The following is an 18,916-nucleotide window of genomic DNA, read 5'->3' on the forward strand; positions in this document are numbered from 1 at the left end:
AATCAGTAATAAGCCATGAAAAAGTCTATTTTTATTTTATTGGGAGCAGCGCTCCTTTCCGTCCCGATATACGGGCAGGATAGTGGGATACCTTTCCAGAACACCATCAGGATCGAACAGGGCGACAGCCATGAAGTGATTATCGAGAAAGCAGCACATGTCGTGCCGACTCCGAACCAGTTGGATGCTTTACGGAATGAGTTCATCGCTTTTATCCATTTCGGACCGAATACGTTTACCCGGATGGAGTGGGGGAACGGAATGGAAGACCCGAAAGTGTTCGACCTGAAAGAGTTGGATACGGATCAGTGGTGCGAAGCAATGAAAGCGGCCGGGATGAAGATGGTAATCATAACCGTGAAACACCATGACGGGTTTGTCTTGTGGCAAAGCCGCTATACGAAACACGGCATTATGTCGTCCGGCTTTGAAGGCGGTAAGGGGGATATCCTGAAAGAATTGTCCGCATCCTGTCAGAAATATGGGTTGAAACTGGGTATCTATCTTTCTCCTGCCGACCTGTACCAGATCGAAAGTCCGGACGGATTATACGGCAATCTGAGTAAATATACTAAACGGACGATCCCTCGGGAAGTTCCCGGCAGACCGTTTGCCAACAAGAAAAAGTTTGAATTTGTGGTGGACGATTATAACGAGTATTTCCTGAACCAGTTGTTCGAGGTGCTGACTGAATATGGACCGATACACGAAGTTTGGTTCGACGGTGCCCATCCGAAACGGAAAGGCGGTCAGACATACAACTATCATGCCTGGAAAGAACTGATCCAGGCGCTGGCTCCGAACGCCGTCATTTTCGGCCGTGAAGGAGTGCGCTGGTGTGGAAACGAAGCCGGAGGAACGCGCCCGACGGAATGGAATGTCATTCCTTATCAGGCAAATCCGGATACGATGAGTAATTTTGCTGATATGACAGACCCTGTATTGGGGGATCGGGAGAAGTTATATCAGGGGAAATTCCTGCATTACCAACAGGCTGAAACCAATACGTCCATTCGTGAAGGCTGGTTCTACCGCGATGATACACACCAGAAAGTCAGAAGTGCCGATGACGTATTCGATATTTATGAACGGGCTGTCGGAGGAAACTCCACTTTCCTGTTGAATATTCCTCCTAACCGTGACGGTAAATTCTCTCCAGCGGATGTCAATGCTTTGGTAGAGACAGGAAAACGTATCCGGGAAACTTATGGTACCGATCTGTTCGACGGTGCACAGGGACCGAAACAGTTGCTTGATGGTAAAGAGGATACTTATCTGTTGCTGGACGGTGCCAACAAAGAATTTGTGATCACGACTCCTTCAGCTGTTACGATCAACCGCATCATGCTTCAGGAAGCAGTAGCAACTCATAGCGAACGGGTTGAGAAATTTGCGATAGATGCCTGGATCGGCGGAGCCTGGAAGGAAATTGCCGTATCTACCAATATCGGTTATAAACGTATCCTCCGTTTCCCGGAAGTGACGACCGACAAGCTTCGTTTCCGTCTGCTGGAATCACGTCTGACACCGGCTGTCAGTCATATTTCCGCCCATTACTATACATCCCGTCCTCCCCAGTTGAGTTTTAAACAGGATGTGAACGGACTGGTAACGATAGAACCTAAATTGCAGGACTTCGGTTGGAATCCTCACGGACAGAATGCGGCTGGTAACCTGAATGTCGGATATACCATTTATTATACGACGGATGGAACAGAACCGGGTGAAACTTCTGCAGAGTATAAAGAGCCGATCAAAACGGATCGCGGCGAACTGAAAGCAGTAGCTGTCCTGAAAGGAGAAAGGGGCGCAGTACACAGCGAACGCCTGGGGCTTGCCAAGAAAGACTGGAAGCTGATCGGAGCAAGCAGTGAAACCAAGCGCCGTCCGGCTACAGCGGCTTTCGATGCTAAACCGGGAACTTACTGGCAATCGGAAGAGGGAACGTTGCCTCTTTATATCGCTATCGACCTCGGTTCCGTGCAAACATTGAACGGTTTTGCCTATACTCCGCAAACCCGTAATTCCGAAGGCATGATGGCTAAAGGTGTCATCAAGGTCAGTGAGGACGGAAAAAACTGGAAAGAGGTGGAACGTTTTGAGTTCGGTAACCTGATCAACGATCCGAGCAAACGCTACCATTATTTCAAGAAGCCGATATCCACCCGTTATGTCCGCGTGGAAGCAACGGAAATAGCGGCAGGCGGTAAGGTTGTAGCCATTGCTGAATTTGACTTGCTCTGATTGAAAAAGATAAAAAAACTTTTGATGTCTCCGGAAAACAACTACTTTTGTCTTTCGGAGACATTCTTTTTTTATAATCTAATTCTAAATCCATGATTATGCGTGTATTATCTTATTTTATGTGTTTCTTTCTACTTCTTGCGTGTGCGAAAACACCGGAGGAGAAACCGTTAACTTTATGGTATGATAAACCTGCCGGAAACTGGAACGAAGCCTTGCCTATCGGTAACGGTCATGCTGGTGCGATGGTATTCGGAGGCGTCGATTCGGAACAATTGCAATTGAATGAAAATACCCTTTATAGCGGTGAACCTTCAGTGATTTTCAAAGACATAAAAGTGACTCCTGAAATGTTCGATAAAGTGGTCGGACTGATGCGGAAAGAAAAGTATAAAGAAGCAACCGATCTGGTATGCAAGAATTGGCTGGGACGTTTGCATCAATATTATCAGCCATTTGCCGATCTTCATATTCAGAATAATAAAACAGGGGAAGTCAGTGAATATAAACGTAATTTGAATATATCGGATGCCATAGCAAGTACAAAATATGTACAGAACGGTGTTCGTTATGAACGTGAGGTTTTTGCTTCGAACCCAGAAAATGTGATTGTCGTTTACCTGAAAAGTGACAGTCCGGAAGGAATCGATATTACGCTTGATTTTACATCGGAGCATCCTACTGCCATACAGAAAAGTAAAAATGACAGGCTGATTGTGCAGGGAAAAGCTCCCGGATATGTGGAACGTCGTACTTTTGAACAGATGGAAACGTGGGGCGACCAGCATAAGCATCCTGAATTGTATGATGAAAAAGGTAACCGGAAATTCGATAAACGTGTATTATATGGGGATGAGATAGATAATAAAGGAATGTTGTTTGAAGCACAACTCAAACCTGTATTACCTTCGGGAGGTACCTGCGAAATTACCGATTCGGGTATTCATATCAGTCAAACAGACGAAGTGTATTTTGTCATGAGTCTGGCTACGAGTTATAATGGATATGATAAAAGTCCCAGTCTGGAAGGTGTAGATCCGGCAGGAAAAGCAGCTACTATCCTCGATAAAGCGACCGCATATAATTATAAAGAACTAAAAAAGAGACATCTTGCTGATTATCGCAATCTGTTCGATCGTGTAAAACTTGATCTGAAATCAGATCCGGAGCAACAGGCTTTGCCTACCGATGAGCGGATTATCCGTTTTGATGAGAAAGCGGATCCGGCTTTAGCTGCCCTGTTGTTCCAGTATGGACGTTATCTGATGATCAGCGGCTCGCGTCCGGGTGGCCAGCCATTAAATTTACAGGGAATCTGGAATAAAGAGATCGTTCCACCCTGGAACTGTGGTTATACGCAGAATATCAATCTAGAGATGAACTACTGGATGGCTGAGACCGCAAACTTATCGGAATGTCAGGAACCCCTCTTTAAAATGATAAAAGAATTATCTGAAACCGGTGCTGAAACTGCGCGTAATATGTACGGTAGACGGGGCTGGGTGGCTCATCATAATACTTCTCTCTGGCGTGAATCACTACCGAACGATAATGTTCCTACCGCTTCTTTCTGGCCGATGGTACAGGGATGGCTTTGCAGTCATTTATGGGAGCATTATCTTTATTCGGGTGACAAAGAGTTTCTGAAGAATACGGCTTACCCTCTTACTAAAGGGGCTGCCGAATTTTATGCCGACTGGCTGATCGATGATGGCGAAGGACATCTGGTTACTCCTGTCGGTGTTTCTCCCGAGAATTGGTTTGTAACACCCAGCGGAGAAACAACCGCTTTGAGTATGGGACCGACAATGGATATGGCGATCATACGTGAAACATTTGAACGTACGATCAAAATGTCTGAAATGTTTGGGCTGGATCCGGAATTGCGGGCTGAGCTTGAAGGTAAATTAGCCAGATTACTTCCTTATCAGATCGGTAGCAGGGGGCAATTACAGGAATGGATGTATGATTTTAAGGAGCAAGATCCGCAACACCGCCACCTGTCTCATTTGTATGGATTCTATCCCGGCGATCAAATCACTCCCGACGGAACTCCTGATTTATTCAATGCAGTTGAGCAGACGTTGAATTTACGTGGTGATGCCGCCACTGGCTGGTCGATGGGATGGAAGATCAATTGTTGGGCTCGTTTGCTGGATGGTAATCATGCCTATAAGATCATTCAGAATCTGTTCAATCCGGTTCAGTTCGGACCGAAGAAAAGAAATGGAGGCGGTTTGTATAGCAATTTGCTCGATGCTTGCCCGCCTTTCCAGATCGACGGGAATTTCGGTTATACGGCTGGTGTTGTCGAAATGCTGCTGCAGAGTCATGCCGGGTTCGTGCAATTGTTGCCTGCTCTTCCGGACGTATGGAATGAAGGAAGCGTATCGGGCCTGAAGGCTCGTGGTAATTTTGAAGTAGCCATGAATTGGAAACAAGGTAATTTGTCGGAAGCGACGATCCTTTCCGGAAGCGGTAACGAGTGCAGGTTGAGGACATCCCTTCCTGTTACGGTTAAACAGGGTAGTAAAGAGGTGGCGACTTCTTCCCCGATCACTTCCAACGGGAAAGAATACCATGAAGTAGTCTTTGCGACTGTTGCCGGGAACAGCTACCGGGTGAATCCGGTAACTCCCTGAGGTAGTCAGTATGACCTGGAAGATAGTTCAAGTTACCTACCGATGAAATTTGTTGCCGACACTGTCGACAATATTGTTGACGCTGTCGAAAGCTTTGCCGACACTGTCGTTTATTTTGCCGACAGTGTCGGCAACAGTTTACATCAGCAGGTAATCATGGAAATATCCTATCGGATAAGAACTTACACTTAGATGATCACAAATATAAAGGACGTAATATAAATATAGAACTCTTATGAACAAAAAATTAACCTTATTAAGTACTGCCATGCTGTCGGTAACGAGTTTGCTGGCCGCAGACAAGAATCCGAACGTTATCCTGATATTGGCTGACGATATGCGTGGCTCTGCCATGAATTTCCTGGGTGTAGAAGATGTACATACCCCGAATCTGGATAAACTGGCTGCCGAAAGTACGGTCTTTTCCAATGCCCATATCATGGGGGGAACTTCCGGTGCCGTCAGTATGCCGAGCCGTGCTATGCTGATGACAGGGAAATATCTGTATACCCTGGAAAAACAGGGAGCGACTGTTCCCGACGATCATATACTGATCGGGGAAGCCCTGCAACAGGCAGGATATAATTCTTTCCATACCGGTAAATGGCATAACGGATACCAGGCTATGAACCGTTGCTTCAACGATGCAAAAGGTATCTATTTCGGAGGAATGTATGATCACTGGAATGTCCCCCTTTACGATTACAATGCAGACGGTAATTATGGCAAGAAACGTCCGGTCGTTAAAAACTGGGGAAAGAGTAACGAAGTGACGTATGAAGTCGGAGAATATATGTATTCCGGTAAACATTCCGTAGATATTTTTACGGAAGATGCCGTCGAATATATCGAAAAGCAAAAAGGAGCCGGCAAACCGTTCTTCCTTTCCGTCGCCTATATGTCTCCCCACGATCCGCGTACGATGCCGGATGAATATATGCGTCAGTACGACCGGGATAATATCCAGTTGCCGCCGAACTATATGGATAAGCACCCGTTCGACAACGGCGAACTGGTGATCCGCGATGAAGTGCTGGCCGCCATTCCCCGTGTACCGGATGAAATTAAAAAACACATTACGGAATATTATGCAATGATAACGCATGTGGACCGTCGTGTGGGCGATATCGTCAAAGCATTGAAAGAGACCGGAGAATATGAAAATACGATCATTGTCTTTGCAGGCGATAACGGATTGGCCGTCGGGCAGCATGGTCTGATGGGGAAACAGAACGTTTACGAGCATAGTGTGCGTGTCCCTCTGATGATCAAGAGCACGGGAAATAATACCCAGGGAAAGATCAGCGATAAACTTTGCTATTTGATCGATGTCTTCCCGACCGTGTGCGATATGGTCGGTGCGGATATACCTTCCTCCGTAGACGGGGTTAGCCTTGTCCCTGCTATCAAAGAAGACAAGCCGGTACGGGATTACTTGTATTACAGTTACATGGATAACCAGCGTGCCGTATCCGACGGTGAATGGAAGTTATGCGAGTATAATGTAAAAGGCGTGCGTACCACCCAGTTGTTCGATCTGAAGAACGACCCCTGGGAGATGACTAATCTGGCGGGAGAGAAGAAATACGGTAAGATCATCAAGAAGCTGCGTAAGCAAATGTCTTTGGAGCAGGTAGAAACGAAAGACAATTCGGCTTTCTGGAACGGATTTGTATTCTAAAATTACTATCTTTGCGGCTGTTTGAATAAAATAAAGAATTTAGAAATGGAAACAGTAGTAAGTGGCATCAGGCCAACAGGTAATTTGCATCTGGGGAATTACTTCGGAGCAGTAAAGAGTTTTCTGCAAATGCAGAATGAGTATAATTGCTTTTTCTTTATTGCAGACTGGCACTCCTTGACTACGCATCCGCGTCCGGCAAACATCCGCGAAAGTGCAAAGACGATCCTGGCTGAGTATCTGGCTTGCGGTATCGATCCGGAGAAGGCTACCATCTATATACAGAGTGACGTTCGCGAAGTGGCGGAACTGTATCTCTACCTCAATATGAATGCCGGTATCGGTGAATTGATGCGTACGACTTCGTTCAAGGATAAAGCGCGTCAACAACTGCATATCGACCGTGTGAATACCGAAGAAGGCGATGTCGAAAGAGAGATCTTTAACGAAGGGAACAAACATAGTGTAAATGCGGGTTTGTTGACTTATCCGACTTTGATGGCTGCCGATATCATTATCCACAAAGCCTTGAAGGTGCCGGTAGGAAAAGACCAGGAACAGAATATGGAGATGGCGCGCCGTTTCGCCCGCCGTTTTAATTCAACCTATGAAGTTGAGTTCTTCCCTGAACCTGCTTCTTTCCACCTGACAGAGAAGGCTGTGAAAGTGCCGGGTCTGGACGGTTCCGGTAAGATGGGTAAGAGCGAAGGCAATGCGATCTACCTGATCGACGACGAGAAAGCGATCAAGAAAAAGGTAATGAAAGCGGTAACCGATGCAGGTCCTACGGAACCGAACAGCGTGAAACCCGAGCCGATCGCTAATTTGTTTGCCATGATGGATATCGTATCAACAAAAGATACATACGACTTCTTCAACGAAAAGTACAATAACTGTGAAATCCGCTACGGCGATATGAAGAAACAGTTAGCCGAAGATATCAATAATTTCTGTGCCCCGATCCGTGAACGTATTCTTGACATCCGTGCCAACGAAGAGTATATGGAAAAGGTTGCCCGCATGGGAGCAGAGAAAGCGAGTGCGAGCGCCGCCAGGACATTAGCGGAAGTTCGTGAGATCATCGGTTTCCGTCCGTATTGATAATAATTGCAGAAAGATAGTAAAAGGGGTCGTTCCGGAAGGAATGACCTCTTTCTTTTTATTAAATATGTGATAAAGAAGTTGAAATTTTACCTGATTATCAGGAAAACTGTTTTACTTTGCAGGGAATAGTTACAGATAACAAACGTATGGCAGCCATTTCCAGCGGAGAGTTTGAACGATATTTCAGGGAGTTATATAAACCCCTGTGTTTGTTTGCGCTCCGTTTTACCGAACGCTTAGATGATGCGGAGGATATTGTACAGCAAGCCTTTGCCGATGTATGGGATAAGAATATCAATGATGTGTTGATTGAGAATCTTAAATCTTATATGTATCAGGCTGTGCGTAATCGTTCCCTGTCGTTGGTCACGCAGCCGGTCGATGTGCAAACCACCGATCAGTTCCCGGATATGGAAGACTCTTCCGAGGAAGAGCAGATCTACAATGCCGAACGTGATTCCCGCCTGTGGACGGCTATCGACGGTTTACCACCCGAACGCAAAAAAATCTTTTTACTTTCCAAACGCGACGGACTGAAATATCAGGAGATCGCCGAAGAGCTGAACATCTCGATAAAAACTGTTGAGAATCAGATGGGTAAAGCATTGAAATCTTTGCGGGAGACAGCTGTGCGTATCTATAACTTTCTGTTTGGTCTGGCGTGACCAAATAAAAAAATGAAACCGGAATAGGGGTTTTTTCCACTATCTCTGTCTTAGAGACAAAAGGTATTACAAATTTTGTTTCACTAAGAAAGAGAGTAATGATGATGAAGAAGATTATTTCTTGCGTGATGTTGATGATGATGTTGATGTGTGTGACAGAGGTTAGTGCACAGTGGTCTGTAACTCCTGAGGCCGGAATGAATGTGACGAAGTATAAGAATTCGCCTGCCGCGGTTGGCTTTAAAGCTGGTGCGGCTGTGAGTTATACTTTTGGTTCAGGATTGTTTTCACTTCAATCCGGCCTGTATTACGTACAGCGAGGAACAGGGAAATCGTTTTTCGGAACGGCTTATGGTAAAGGTGTCGATAAAGACGGAAAGGAGCAGGACCGCTATCTTTATTTCGCTCCGGAGTATTTGGGTTACGGAGGCTCCGGCGATTGGGGATCTTACGGAGGCTATTTCGGCTACGGCACTTATCAGAATGGTATCAGTGGATTTTTTCCGCAGGATATGCGGATAGAAGGTATCCGTTTGTCGGAAAGCAGTTGCCGTAGGGATTATCTGCAATTACCGGTTCTGGCCCGTTTTAACTGGAAGATTGGTAAGGATGTAAAGTTGCATGTGGCTGCCGGCCCTTATTTGGCGTATGGAATTTCAGGAAAGAAGAAATATACGTGGAGAGAAATCTCAGAAAAGGGATATTTATCGAATGCTGACTCTTGGAGTCCGTTTGGGAAAAACAGTAGTTATGAACGTTTCGACTGGGGCTTTATGCTTAATGCCGGTATTGAAGTAAAGCGCTTTACGCTCAACGTTTCTTATGATATGGGCTTGGGTAAAGAGTATAAATATGATGATATAGGTTTGAAATATCATACCGTAAGCTTTACAGTAGGATATAGATTTTAGATAATAAATAAATATGAACAACGAGCAGGAAAATAAATTGGAACAACGCATCCGTTTCGTAGCGAAACACTACGAGGAAGGACGTTTGGATACTGATAAGGCCTGGCAGCAGTTTGCCGCCAAGCATCAGGTACGCCGTACGGTCTCTTTCCGTCGCTACTGGATGGCAGCAGCTTCGGTATTGTTACTGCTCATTGGTTTCGGAACTTATTATATAACAGATCGTAATTCCCCCGAATGGGTAGCAATAACGACTATCCCGGGACAGATCAAGGATGTTTACCTACCAGACAGTACGCTGATATCGATGGCTGGAAGTTCTTCCATCCGATATGATGCGAAATCTTACGGAAAGGAACGGCGTGTGGTGGAGATGAAAGGAAAAGCCTTTTTCAAGGTGACGCGGAATGAAACACGCCCCTTTTCTGTTTATACTGAGCGGACGGAAGTCACCGTTCTGGGTACCAGTTTTCAGATAAACGAGCAACCGGACGGGACGGATGTGAATGTGATGACCGGTAAGGTTAGCTTCGGCACTACCGGAAATGAAACGGACAAAGTGATATTAACTGCCGGCATGTCGGCTTCATACTCTATGGAAAGTAAAGGAATCACTCTACTTGAAGAAGAAGATCTTAACACCCTGTCGTGGAAAACCCGGCAGTTACGCTTCAATGATACCCCGCTTGAAAAGGTGATCGGCGATCTGAACGAATATTATCAGGTAAAAGTAATCAATAAAGCAGAAAATCCGAATCTGAAGCTGACGGCCACTTTCAATGATCTTCCGCTGGAAGATGTTTTATTGGTTATCAATCAGACGCTCGATACCCGCCTGGCTCCTGAATCCAATAAATAAGTAACCTATGGAACGTATATGGATATTGTTGACAGGGATTCTTATGCTTTTCTCTCAGGCAAAAGCCGGGGAAAGGGCCTTTGTCGTCAATCTCCCGGTTGAACCGACACCAACGGTTACGATGGATAAGCGGCAGGTCCCTTTACTGGAGATCCTGCAGGAACTGGAAAAGCAGACAGGTATCTTTTTCTCTTATGAATCTTCGCTGTTGGATGAATTCCCCAAGATATCATTTAAGGCACAGGACGAATCTCTTTCCTATTGTCTGAAAAGGTTATTTTTCGCTTTGCCGGTAACATTCCGGCAGACAGGGCAGATCGTGATCCTGAAACGGAAGCCGCGGTTGTACACGATCAGTGGTTTTGTCCGTGATTCGGTGTCGTATGAGAGTTTGATCAATGCTACGGTCTTCGAACGTATGTCCAAAAGCGGGACAGCAACAAATAATTACGGTTTCTACAGTATCACGCTCCCTCCCGGAAAGGTAACCCTACGGGCCTCTTTTGTCGGATTCGAGGTCAAGGAGATAACATTCGAACTGACAGGTGATACGTTGATCGATATACCTTTACACTCGGCGAAGGCATTGGGCGAGGTGGTCGTGGAGGGACTGAATCCCCGATCGGAAGTATTGAGTGCGCGAACCGGGGTGGTGGATGTCCCGGCACAACGCATCAAGTCGATGCCGGCATTGCTGGGGGAGACAGATGTGGTGAAAACCCTGCAACGACTACCCGGCGTTGCAGTAGGGACTGAAGGGATGACCGGACTGTATGTCCGGGGAGGTGATGCAGACGGAAACCTTTTTTTGCTGGATGGCAATCCGGTGTACCATACGAATCACCTGCTCGGTTTCTTCTCCGCCTTCAATCCCGATGCAGTTAAAAATGCCACATTTTATAAAGGAAGCTTTCCTGCCGAATACGGGGGAAGGCTTTCGTCGGTAGTAGACGTAAGGACCAATGATGGAGACCGCTATGAATATCACGGTAATTTGTCGATCGGCCTGTTGGCCTTGCGCGGAAATCTGGAAGGCCCTATCGTAAAAGGAAAATCCTCATTCAATGTATCTGTGAGGCGTACCTGGATGGAACTGATCACATGGCCTTTATTGAAGGCAATTAATGACGGGGAGGAGAATAAGATCAAAGGCGGTTACCATTTCTTCGATATGAATGCGAAAGTGAACCATTCCTTCAGCGACCGGACGCGTGGCTATATGAGTTTTTATATGGGAAGTGACAGTTATCTGAACGGCGAGGAAAAAGATGAGGAAGAGCGTGTTGGGAAGGACTTTCAGTGGCGTTGGGGAAATCTGATCGGTTCGGTCGGTATCAACCATATATTCAGTAATAAACTGTTTGCCACGTTTACGGCGGGTTATACACGTTACCGTTCGCATATACGGCAGGATAAGGAAGGATATACTTTGTCTGCCAACAGGACAGACCGGCAGTTGTTCAATCAGGAAAGCCATTACCGGTCGGCTATGGAAGATCTTAGCCTGCGTGCGTCTTTCGATTATCGGTTACATGAGAAACATCGTCTGAAATTCGGAGGAGATTATCTTTTTCATAACTTTCGTCCTGAGCAAAATACAATGAAAAGCTGGTATAAAGACTCAGTCAAATCGCAGGAGACCAATACCGTTTATGCCAATTCGCTGATCCATGGGCATGAAGTATCTTTGTTTGCTGAAGAGGAGATGCATGTGATCGAGCGTCTGACCGCCAATGTCGGTTTGCGGGCAACTGTTTTTCATGTGCAGGGGGAAACTTATTTTTCCGTGCAACCCCGTTTGTCGGTCCGTTATCTGCTAGCCCGTCGTTTGTCTGCAAAGTTGTCTTATTCGAAAATGAACCAGTATATTCATTTGCTCTCCAATTCGTATATCAGCCAGCCGACGGATATCTGGGTTCCCGTTACCCGCAATATCAATCCGATGAATGCCCATCAATATACAGCCGGCCTCTATTATACGTTGCACAGGCAATACAATTTTTCCGTAGAAGGATATTATAAACGGATGAATAACCTGATCGATTATAAAGATCGTATTCAGGTCGGTACGGATTATTCCAATTGGGAAGAACGGGTAGGTGTCGGATATGGCCGTGCATATGGCGTGGAGTTTATGGCGCAGAAAAAGGCGGGCCGTCTTTCCGGTTGGATCGGTTATACGCTGTCGTGGTCCGACCGCCGTTTCCCGGACGAGAGTGTGAATAAGGGGCGTCGCTTCCCCTCCAAATATGACAATCGTCATAAAATCGATCTTGTGGCAACTTATAAGTTATCCCGTAAGGTAGAGTTGACAGCTGCGTGGATGTTTGCTTCCGGTAATCACATCACTATTCTGGATCAGCTTTATCATGGAGGAACCGGGCAGACGGATAATGGATATATGCAGGACGGATATCCGGTTATAGGAGATGATAACATAGGCTATGCAGCCAGTTCACGCAACAATTATCAGTTATCTCCCTATCATCGTCTTGATCTGGGGGTAAATTTCTATCGCTATAAAAAGAAAGGACGGTTGGGTGTTTGGAATTTAAGTCTTTGTAATGCTTACGGGCATCCGAATCCGTTTTCAGTCCGGACAAAATATTATACGAATTATGATACGGGGAAAAAGGAAGTCTTTTTGGAACAATCCATTCTTTTCCTATTTTTACCGTCTGTTTCCTACACGTATAAATTTTAAACGTTATGAAAAAGGAATTGTTTACCCTGTTACCGCTGTTATCGCTTCTATTCTGCATTGCCTGCACGCGTGATGTGGAACTGAAGATCGAGACGGTTTCTTCGGTATTGGTGTTGAACGCTTCCATAACACCGGACCGGGAAGTGGCAGCTTTTTTGTCGAAAAGTTGGTTTCTGATGGACAGTGTTCCGGAATATAATTTACCGGAAACGGGAGTGAAGATAGATGTGTATGTGAATGATACTTTCCGGGGAACGATGTCACGTTCGGATAATCCGGCGGATAGCAGTGAATATAAAGGGCAGTTCAAACTACCGGGGTGTTATGTACAGACTGGTGATAAGGTGCGGCTTGAAGCCGATGCTCCGGGATTCGACCCGGTAAGAGGCGAAACACTCATCCCTTCACAAACTGAAATAGCATTACTTGATACAGCCCGTATGATAACGTCGGGTTCGCTTCTTTTCCGGATCTATCTGACATTTGAGGATAAGCCTTTCGACCGGAATTATTATCGTCTGGTGGTAGAACGCCTGATTGAATACCGTAAGGGTGACCAGGTGAAATGGGTAAGCTCATTCTGCGATAGTAGGGAAGAATCACATCAACTCTCCGGTGATCAGTTTGAAGTGCCGTCTCCCTGGGGGATATTTTCATTGTCTTATGATGATCCGGTTTTCCAACCGGGGATTCCTTCTTCGGGAATTAATGACGGAACGTATTGCCGTGGTGTATTTTCTGATGATATGTTTAATGGGAAAGAATATACGGTGACGAGTTCATTTTATCCGGTAAACTCCTTGGAGACAGATTCGGTAACAGCCATCGTACATTATGATGTCCATCTGTTATCTATTTCGGAGTCTTACTACAATTATCTGAAGGTGATCCGGAATTTTTCAATATCATTAGGCGACGCCTATGTGGATGGTTTGTTAGAACCATCTGAAACCTATTCGAACGTGATTGATGGATTCGGGATTGTGACAGGATACCGTATTTCCACCCGCCGTATAACAATGCCTTTTGGCAGTTTTTCGTACGAGTGGAGTAACAGTTATTATCCATTTGAATAGATTATATTTTTGAGCTATGCAACTTTTTATAGATCTCGATACGGGCTTCTCTCTCTGCCTGTGTCAGACTGGCCGGCAATTCAATAGTTGTTCGCGGACCTACTGAAACGAGTATTACTTCGCCAACACTTTTTTTATACTCTTTCAGTGAATTCTCAATTAATTGATTGGCCTGATTCCTGTCCGACCGCATGTTGATTTCCCTTTTCATACTTTTATATATTTAATTTTAAGTGATACTGCTCTCAGATTCATTATTTTGGGGGGCGTTATTCTCGGATTCGCTTTCCAGACGGATATTTATAGCATTCATACCCTTCAGGCCACGTTCCAGGTCGAATGTTACAATATCATTTTCTTCGATCTTCGAAAGCAAATTGTTTACATGGAAAAAGTATCTTTCGCCTCTCACCTGTTCTTTAATAAAACCGAACCCTTTTGATGTGTTGAAGAAATCGACTTTGCCTTTTAATACAACCGGTTCCTCTTTTTCCTTTTTAGGTACCGAGATCAGTATTTCTTCCTGGTTAACCTCTTCTTTTTTGATATTCTCTGCCGGTGGAGTTGAAGTAATTACTCCATTCTCATCAACATAGGCGATCATATCCTCAAAACTGCTTGTCTTGCCGGATAGTTTCTTTTCTTCTTTCTTTTTTTGCTTTTCTGCTCGTTTAGCGAGTCTTTTTTTTTCATTTTCACGTTTATCAACTGTCATTGATCTTGCCATATAACTTTTGTTTTATAGGATAAATACTAAATGGAGTGAGGTGTATAATTAAAGGAGAGACCTGCTTAAAATAAATAAGAAGAACTGTGCAATAATGATTTATATCTCTAACTCTTTTACAAAGATAGGAAGAACTCGCAAAAAAACGGCAAAATTTGGATAAATAAAGTAAGTGTTTGGTATTGAGGAGAGTTAAGCCAAATTCTTCTATACCTTTCCAAATCGCTAAAATGCAGGATAATGAAAGGTTAAGAGAAAGATTTGCTACTTATCCGTTGCCTTTTTTAGCCCCGGATAATCCAGCAAAATAACGCTTGACCACCTGCGGTTTTACCGTTCACCATGCAAAGAACCCTATATTTTGCCCGTAAAGATAACCGTTTTTTTCCGTTTTTCATGGAAATACAGGTTATGTTACCGGCATCCGGGGTTTTATTCTTTGTTCCGCTATAATTTTCATAACTGTAAATAACTCTATATCAAGTAATTTTGCAACATAAAAAAAATAGAGTTATGAAACAGACGGATGTAACGGTTACGTTCTACCTCAAAAAGAGCGAAATGAATGACGAGGGACATTGCCCGGTCATGGCGAAACTTGTTGTCGGCAAATTTTCAGAAGCGGCTTTTAGTGCGAAAATGTCCGTACCCGCTGCACTGTGGGCATCCGGACGTGCCACGGGTAAAAGTAACGCCGCGCGGGAAATCAACCGGCAACTGGACGATTTGCGAGCTTCAGCCATTTCCATTTATGACGAACTGTCAGCCACCCGTGAGAATGTAACGGCTGAAGAAATAAGGAATCTGTTGTTGGGGACGGCTTTCGGGCAGGAAACCCTGTTGGGCTATTTCCGGACGTTCATCGAACATTTCGAAAAACGTGTCGGCGTGAACCGGGAAAAGGGAACAGCGCAATCTTACCGCTATGCTTGTAACTGTGTGGCTGCTTTCATCCAGGAGAAATACAAGTTGTCGGATGTTCCTTTCACGGCCCTGAACCGTTCATTCATCGACAACTATGACCTCTACCTACGCACGGAGCGCCGCTTTGCCCTGGGAACTATCGTGTTGCTTGTCACACGGTTGAACACGATTGTCGGGGAAGCCATCGCGGAAGGGATTATCACTGCCGACCCGTTCGCGGGTTATGAAGCCGAACATCCCGAGCGGGAACAGAAATACCTTACCGCAGCGGAGTTACAACGGCTGATGACCACACCCCTGCACGACCCGAAACTCTACCATATCCGCGACCTGTTCCTCTTCTCCTGCTACACGGGTATCCCTTACGGGGACATGTGCCGCCTGACGACGGAGGATCTGGAAGTGGCCGAGGACGGTGAGGTATGGATCAAGACCGCCCGCAAGAAGACGAAAATCGACTATGAAGTGCCGTTGCTCGACATACCGTTGCTCATCCTCGACAAGTACCGGGATATGGCCCCGGAAGGAAAACTGCTGCCGATGTACAGCAACAACGAACTCAACCGGACACTGAAACGTATTGCCGCCATTTGCGGAATTGAACGGAAGCTCGTCTTTCACTGCGGACGCCATACCTACGCCACCGAGATCACGCTTTCGCATGGTGTCCCGCTTGAAACCGTCAGTAAAATGCTGGGGCATAGCCGCATTTCCACGACGCAGATTTACGCCAAAGTGACCGATGACAAGATCGACATGGATACCCGGTCTTTAGAGGAAAAGATTGCCGGCCGCTTCTCCGTAGCTATTTAATCTATCATTGACAATCAAATTCACAACGATTATGGAAACGAATAATAAAGAGATAAAACGCCGCAGCACGTTCTCCCTGCTGTTCTACATCAACCGCACGAAAGTCCGCAAGGACGGAACATGTAAATTGTTATGCAAGGTAAGCATCGACGCCAAGTCGGCCCCGATCAATATCAACGCGTTTGTCGATCCATCGCTTTGGAATCCGGAAACCAAAAGGGCGAACGGACGAAGCGAGAACGCCCGAACGGTAAACCTGGCAATAGAGAAACTGACCGAAAAAATCACCGGACATTACCGTCATATTCGTAAAAGCCTCGGTTTCGTGACGGCCGAGCTGGTCAAAAACGCCGTGGAAGGAATCGGGCAGAAACCGTTCACCCTCCTTGCCTTGTTCCGCGAGCATAACGAGGAGTTCCGCAAGCGTGTCGGCGTGGATCGCAAGGAAGAAACTTATGAAAGTTACGAGAACTCCTATAATATTTTAGCCTCCTTCGTGAAAAAAAGGAAGGAAAAGGAGGATGTAGCGTTGCGGAGCCTTGACCGGGAGTTCTACGATGATTTTGAAATATTCCTGCGTACAGATCGTGAAATGAAACCCAAGACAGTACACGAGCATCTTTACCGGTTGAAAAAAATGACCAAGCGGGCTGTCAGTCAGGGTACACTCCGGCGCGACCCTTACGGGAAGCTGCACCCGGAACTGCCCCGGCGCAAGAGCCGCCATTTGAAACTCGAAGACCTCAAAAAGCTGATGGAAACTCCCGTCGATAAACCCAACCTCCAGCGGGTGCGGGACTGGTTTCTCTTCGCTACCTTCACGGGGTTGTCCTACGCCGACCTGAAACGCTTGTCCGAAAAAGACATCACGCAGTCGGACGACGGAACGTACTGGATACACATCCGGCGCCAGAAGACCGAAACGCCCTCGGCCATCCGCCTGCTGAACGTGCCGTTGCAGATCATCGAGAAATACCGCCACGAGCGTAAAAGCGACAGGATTTTCAACCTCTATTGCCGGGGGTATCTCATCAAGCTCACCAGAGAACTGGGACGGACATACGGCTTCGACATGACCTTTCACAAGGCGAGGCACAATTTCGGGACACATATCACGCTCTCGTTGGGTGTGCCTATCGAAACTGTCAGCCGCATGATGGGACACAAGAGCATTTCCACCACGCAGATTTACGCCAAAGTGACCGACCGCAAGGTGGACGAGGACATGAAACGTCTGAAAGAACAGACCAAAGGCCGGAAAATAAATCTCTACGAGGAGGACGAACCGGAAACGGCAGATATTATAACGGTAAACGGTTGAACAGTATAACAAAAATTGATAAATTTGTATGACTATGACGACAAGAGAACCTATCAGCATTGAAAACGGGCGGGTGGAAATCCACACGCCGGAGAACCGTGTATGGCTCACGCGCCACCAGATTGCCGACCTGTTCGGAGTCTTCGTTCCTGCCGTGGGGAGCAACATCCGCTCCATACTCAAAAGCGGCATACTCCGTGAGGAGCGGGTTTACCGCCGGGAGCGCAACCGTGACGGCGGTATTGTCGAGCTGTATTCGCTCGAAATGATCGCCGCGCTGGCTTTCCGCTTAAAATCCGGGAATGCCGAAGCCTTCCGACGGTGGCTTGTCCGAAGGGCCACGACGACCGCCGTCGTCTGGCAGCTCCCCGGCATGAACACGATATTGAACTGAAAAAGAAGAACGGCCGTGATGGCCGTTCTTCTTTTATACCCATTCCTGTCCCCCGATACATTTCTTCCGGGAATCTTCCAGAAATTTCTGTATCTCGGATTCCATGTATAGTACCTTGCCCTGAATCAAATAATAGGGAATGATCCGCGCCGTGCGGTATTCCTGCAATGTACGCCTGCTGATTTTCAGCAGCCGGGACAATTCCTCGTCGGTGACGAACCGCTCTCCCTTGAGTGTCCGGCCTCCGGAGGATTCCAGTTTATCCAGTGCCTTGCCGGCCTTTTCCAAACGCCGGAAGAGATCCGCCACACGCGGATCGTGCTTGTCGATGAAATAATGGCTCATAACGCGGCGGTATTAGGATAGTGCGACGATTGCAGCAGTTTCCCGACATCTTCCGGTTTGTAGAAGATTTTGTGACGGATGCGGCTGAAAGGCAGCAACCCTTTCTCCCGGTAGGTTTGCAGGGTACGTTTCGATATCCCCAGCACGTCACAGACATCCTGGTTGTCCAGCCATTTTTTCAAACTCACGTCCTCCTGCCTGCGGCATAACGCCTCGGCTTTTCTTTCAATGGCTTCCACGTGCCCTGCCAGCGCGTCGAAAGCCTTCACGTCCATACTTATTATTTCCATGTTCTGTTTCATTTTTTGTTTCCCGGATGCCCAAAAGTACACAAATGAACAGTATCTTGTTATCAGCCAGTGGTATATGGACGTATCCGTCTTAAAAGTGGCAGCGAGTGGCGCCACGTCCGGCGGAAACGATCCTCCGCCGATACGGGATCGGCACGCTCCGATACGCCAATCGCCCGTGAAAGGAAATGTTCGCGGGCGATTTATCATTCCATG

At 46.4% G+C, this 18,916-nt stretch carries 17 protein-coding genes; 13 read left to right on the forward strand and 4 right to left on the reverse strand.

All coding sequences use genetic code 11. From position 1 onward, the window contains the following. The first annotated feature begins 15 nt into the window (after positions 1 to 15). The 10 genes from DWW23_RS23885 to DWW23_RS23925 all read left to right on the forward strand — a co-directional run bounded on the left by DWW23_RS23885 (position 16) and on the right by DWW23_RS23925 (position 13,886). Positions 16 to 2,244: an alpha-L-fucosidase gene (locus tag DWW23_RS23885; RefSeq protein WP_122356936.1), complete on the forward strand. Its 2,229-nt coding sequence runs from the start codon at positions 16 to 18 to the stop codon at positions 2,242 to 2,244. 92 nt (positions 2,245 to 2,336) lie between these two features. Beyond that, positions 2,337 to 4,886, forward strand: a complete 2,550-nt coding sequence (locus DWW23_RS23890) for a glycoside hydrolase N-terminal domain-containing protein (protein ID WP_370449329.1) — start codon at positions 2,337 to 2,339, stop codon at positions 4,884 to 4,886. A 42-nt stretch (positions 4,887 to 4,928) separates the two neighbouring features. Beyond that, positions 4,929 to 5,078 carry a hypothetical protein gene (locus DWW23_RS26480; protein WP_158583241.1) on the forward strand — a complete coding sequence of 50 codons (150 nt, stop codon included), beginning with the start codon at positions 4,929 to 4,931 and terminating at the stop codon, positions 5,076 to 5,078. Positions 5,079 to 5,121: 43 nt separating this feature from the next. Further along, on the forward strand, positions 5,122 to 6,567 hold the full coding sequence (locus DWW23_RS23895; protein ID WP_122356938.1) for a sulfatase-like hydrolase/transferase: 1,446 nt from the start codon (positions 5,122 to 5,124) through the stop codon (positions 6,565 to 6,567). 45 nt (positions 6,568 to 6,612) lie between these two features. Next, on the forward strand, positions 6,613 to 7,668 hold the full coding sequence (gene trpS / locus DWW23_RS23900; protein WP_122356940.1) for a tryptophan--tRNA ligase: 1,056 nt from the start codon (positions 6,613 to 6,615) through the stop codon (positions 7,666 to 7,668). 149 nt (positions 7,669 to 7,817) lie between these two features. After that, complete coding sequence (locus DWW23_RS23905) at positions 7,818 to 8,336, forward strand: RNA polymerase sigma-70 factor (RefSeq protein ID WP_122356942.1); 519 nt, start codon at positions 7,818 to 7,820, stop codon at positions 8,334 to 8,336. 104 nt (positions 8,337 to 8,440) lie between these two features. Further along, entirely contained in the window at positions 8,441 to 9,247 is an 807-nt protein-coding gene (locus DWW23_RS23910; RefSeq protein ID WP_233564439.1) for a porin family protein, read from the forward strand. 13 nt (positions 9,248 to 9,260) lie between these two features. Continuing rightward, positions 9,261 to 10,106, forward strand: coding sequence for a FecR family protein (locus DWW23_RS23915; protein ID WP_122356946.1), 846 nt, complete (start codon positions 9,261 to 9,263; stop codon positions 10,104 to 10,106). 7 nt (positions 10,107 to 10,113) lie between these two features. After that, positions 10,114 to 12,810 carry a TonB-dependent receptor gene (locus DWW23_RS23920; protein WP_122356948.1) on the forward strand — a complete coding sequence of 899 codons (2,697 nt, stop codon included), beginning with the start codon at positions 10,114 to 10,116 and terminating at the stop codon, positions 12,808 to 12,810. 5 nt (positions 12,811 to 12,815) lie between these two features. Then, positions 12,816 to 13,886, forward strand: coding sequence for a DUF4249 domain-containing protein (locus DWW23_RS23925; protein WP_122356950.1), 1,071 nt, complete (start codon positions 12,816 to 12,818; stop codon positions 13,884 to 13,886). 1 nt (position 13,887) lies between these two features. On the opposite strand, the gene DWW23_RS23930 is transcribed toward DWW23_RS23925, so the two are convergent. Together DWW23_RS23930 and DWW23_RS23935 are read right to left on the reverse strand one after the other, a co-directional pair. After that, positions 13,888 to 14,097 carry a hypothetical protein gene (locus DWW23_RS23930; protein WP_122356952.1) on the reverse strand — a complete coding sequence of 70 codons (210 nt, stop codon included), beginning with the start codon at positions 14,095 to 14,097 and terminating at the stop codon, positions 13,888 to 13,890. Between the two features lie 18 nt (positions 14,098 to 14,115). Continuing rightward, a complete protein-coding gene (locus DWW23_RS23935) occupies positions 14,116 to 14,613 on the reverse strand; it encodes a cold-shock protein (protein WP_122356954.1) in 498 nt (165 codons plus the stop codon). Between the two features lie 513 nt (positions 14,614 to 15,126). On the opposite strand from DWW23_RS23935, the gene DWW23_RS23940 reads away from it, so the two are divergent. From DWW23_RS23940 to DWW23_RS23950, 3 genes are read left to right on the forward strand one after another with little or no spacing between them, the layout of a single operon-like run. Beyond that, complete coding sequence (locus DWW23_RS23940) at positions 15,127 to 16,350, forward strand: site-specific integrase (RefSeq protein ID WP_004303751.1); 1,224 nt, start codon at positions 15,127 to 15,129, stop codon at positions 16,348 to 16,350. A 31-nt stretch (positions 16,351 to 16,381) separates the two neighbouring features. Then, a complete protein-coding gene (locus tag DWW23_RS23945; RefSeq protein ID WP_004295428.1) occupies positions 16,382 to 17,671 on the forward strand; it encodes a site-specific integrase in 1,290 nt (429 codons plus the stop codon). A gap of 28 nt (positions 17,672 to 17,699) precedes the next feature. Further along, positions 17,700 to 18,065 (forward strand): hypothetical protein, encoded by a 366-nt coding sequence (locus DWW23_RS23950; RefSeq protein WP_007559043.1) that lies wholly within the window; start codon positions 17,700 to 17,702, stop codon positions 18,063 to 18,065. A gap of 33 nt (positions 18,066 to 18,098) precedes the next feature. Here the strand turns inward: DWW23_RS23950 and DWW23_RS23955 are convergent, their stop codons facing one another. Next, on the reverse strand, positions 18,099 to 18,410 hold the full coding sequence (locus tag DWW23_RS23955) for a helix-turn-helix domain-containing protein (RefSeq protein WP_004295430.1): 312 nt from the start codon (positions 18,408 to 18,410) through the stop codon (positions 18,099 to 18,101). Beyond that, positions 18,407 to 18,700 (reverse strand): helix-turn-helix domain-containing protein, encoded by a 294-nt coding sequence (locus DWW23_RS23960; protein ID WP_004319131.1) that lies wholly within the window; start codon positions 18,698 to 18,700, stop codon positions 18,407 to 18,409. Before DWW23_RS23960 ends, DWW23_RS23955 begins: the two co-directional genes overlap by 4 nt. Positions 18,701 to 18,916 lie beyond the last annotated feature (216 nt).

The organism is Parabacteroides sp. AF14-59, assembly GCF_003479515.1.
GTDB classification, from domain to species: Bacteria; Bacteroidota; Bacteroidia; order Bacteroidales; family Tannerellaceae; genus Parabacteroides; species Parabacteroides faecis.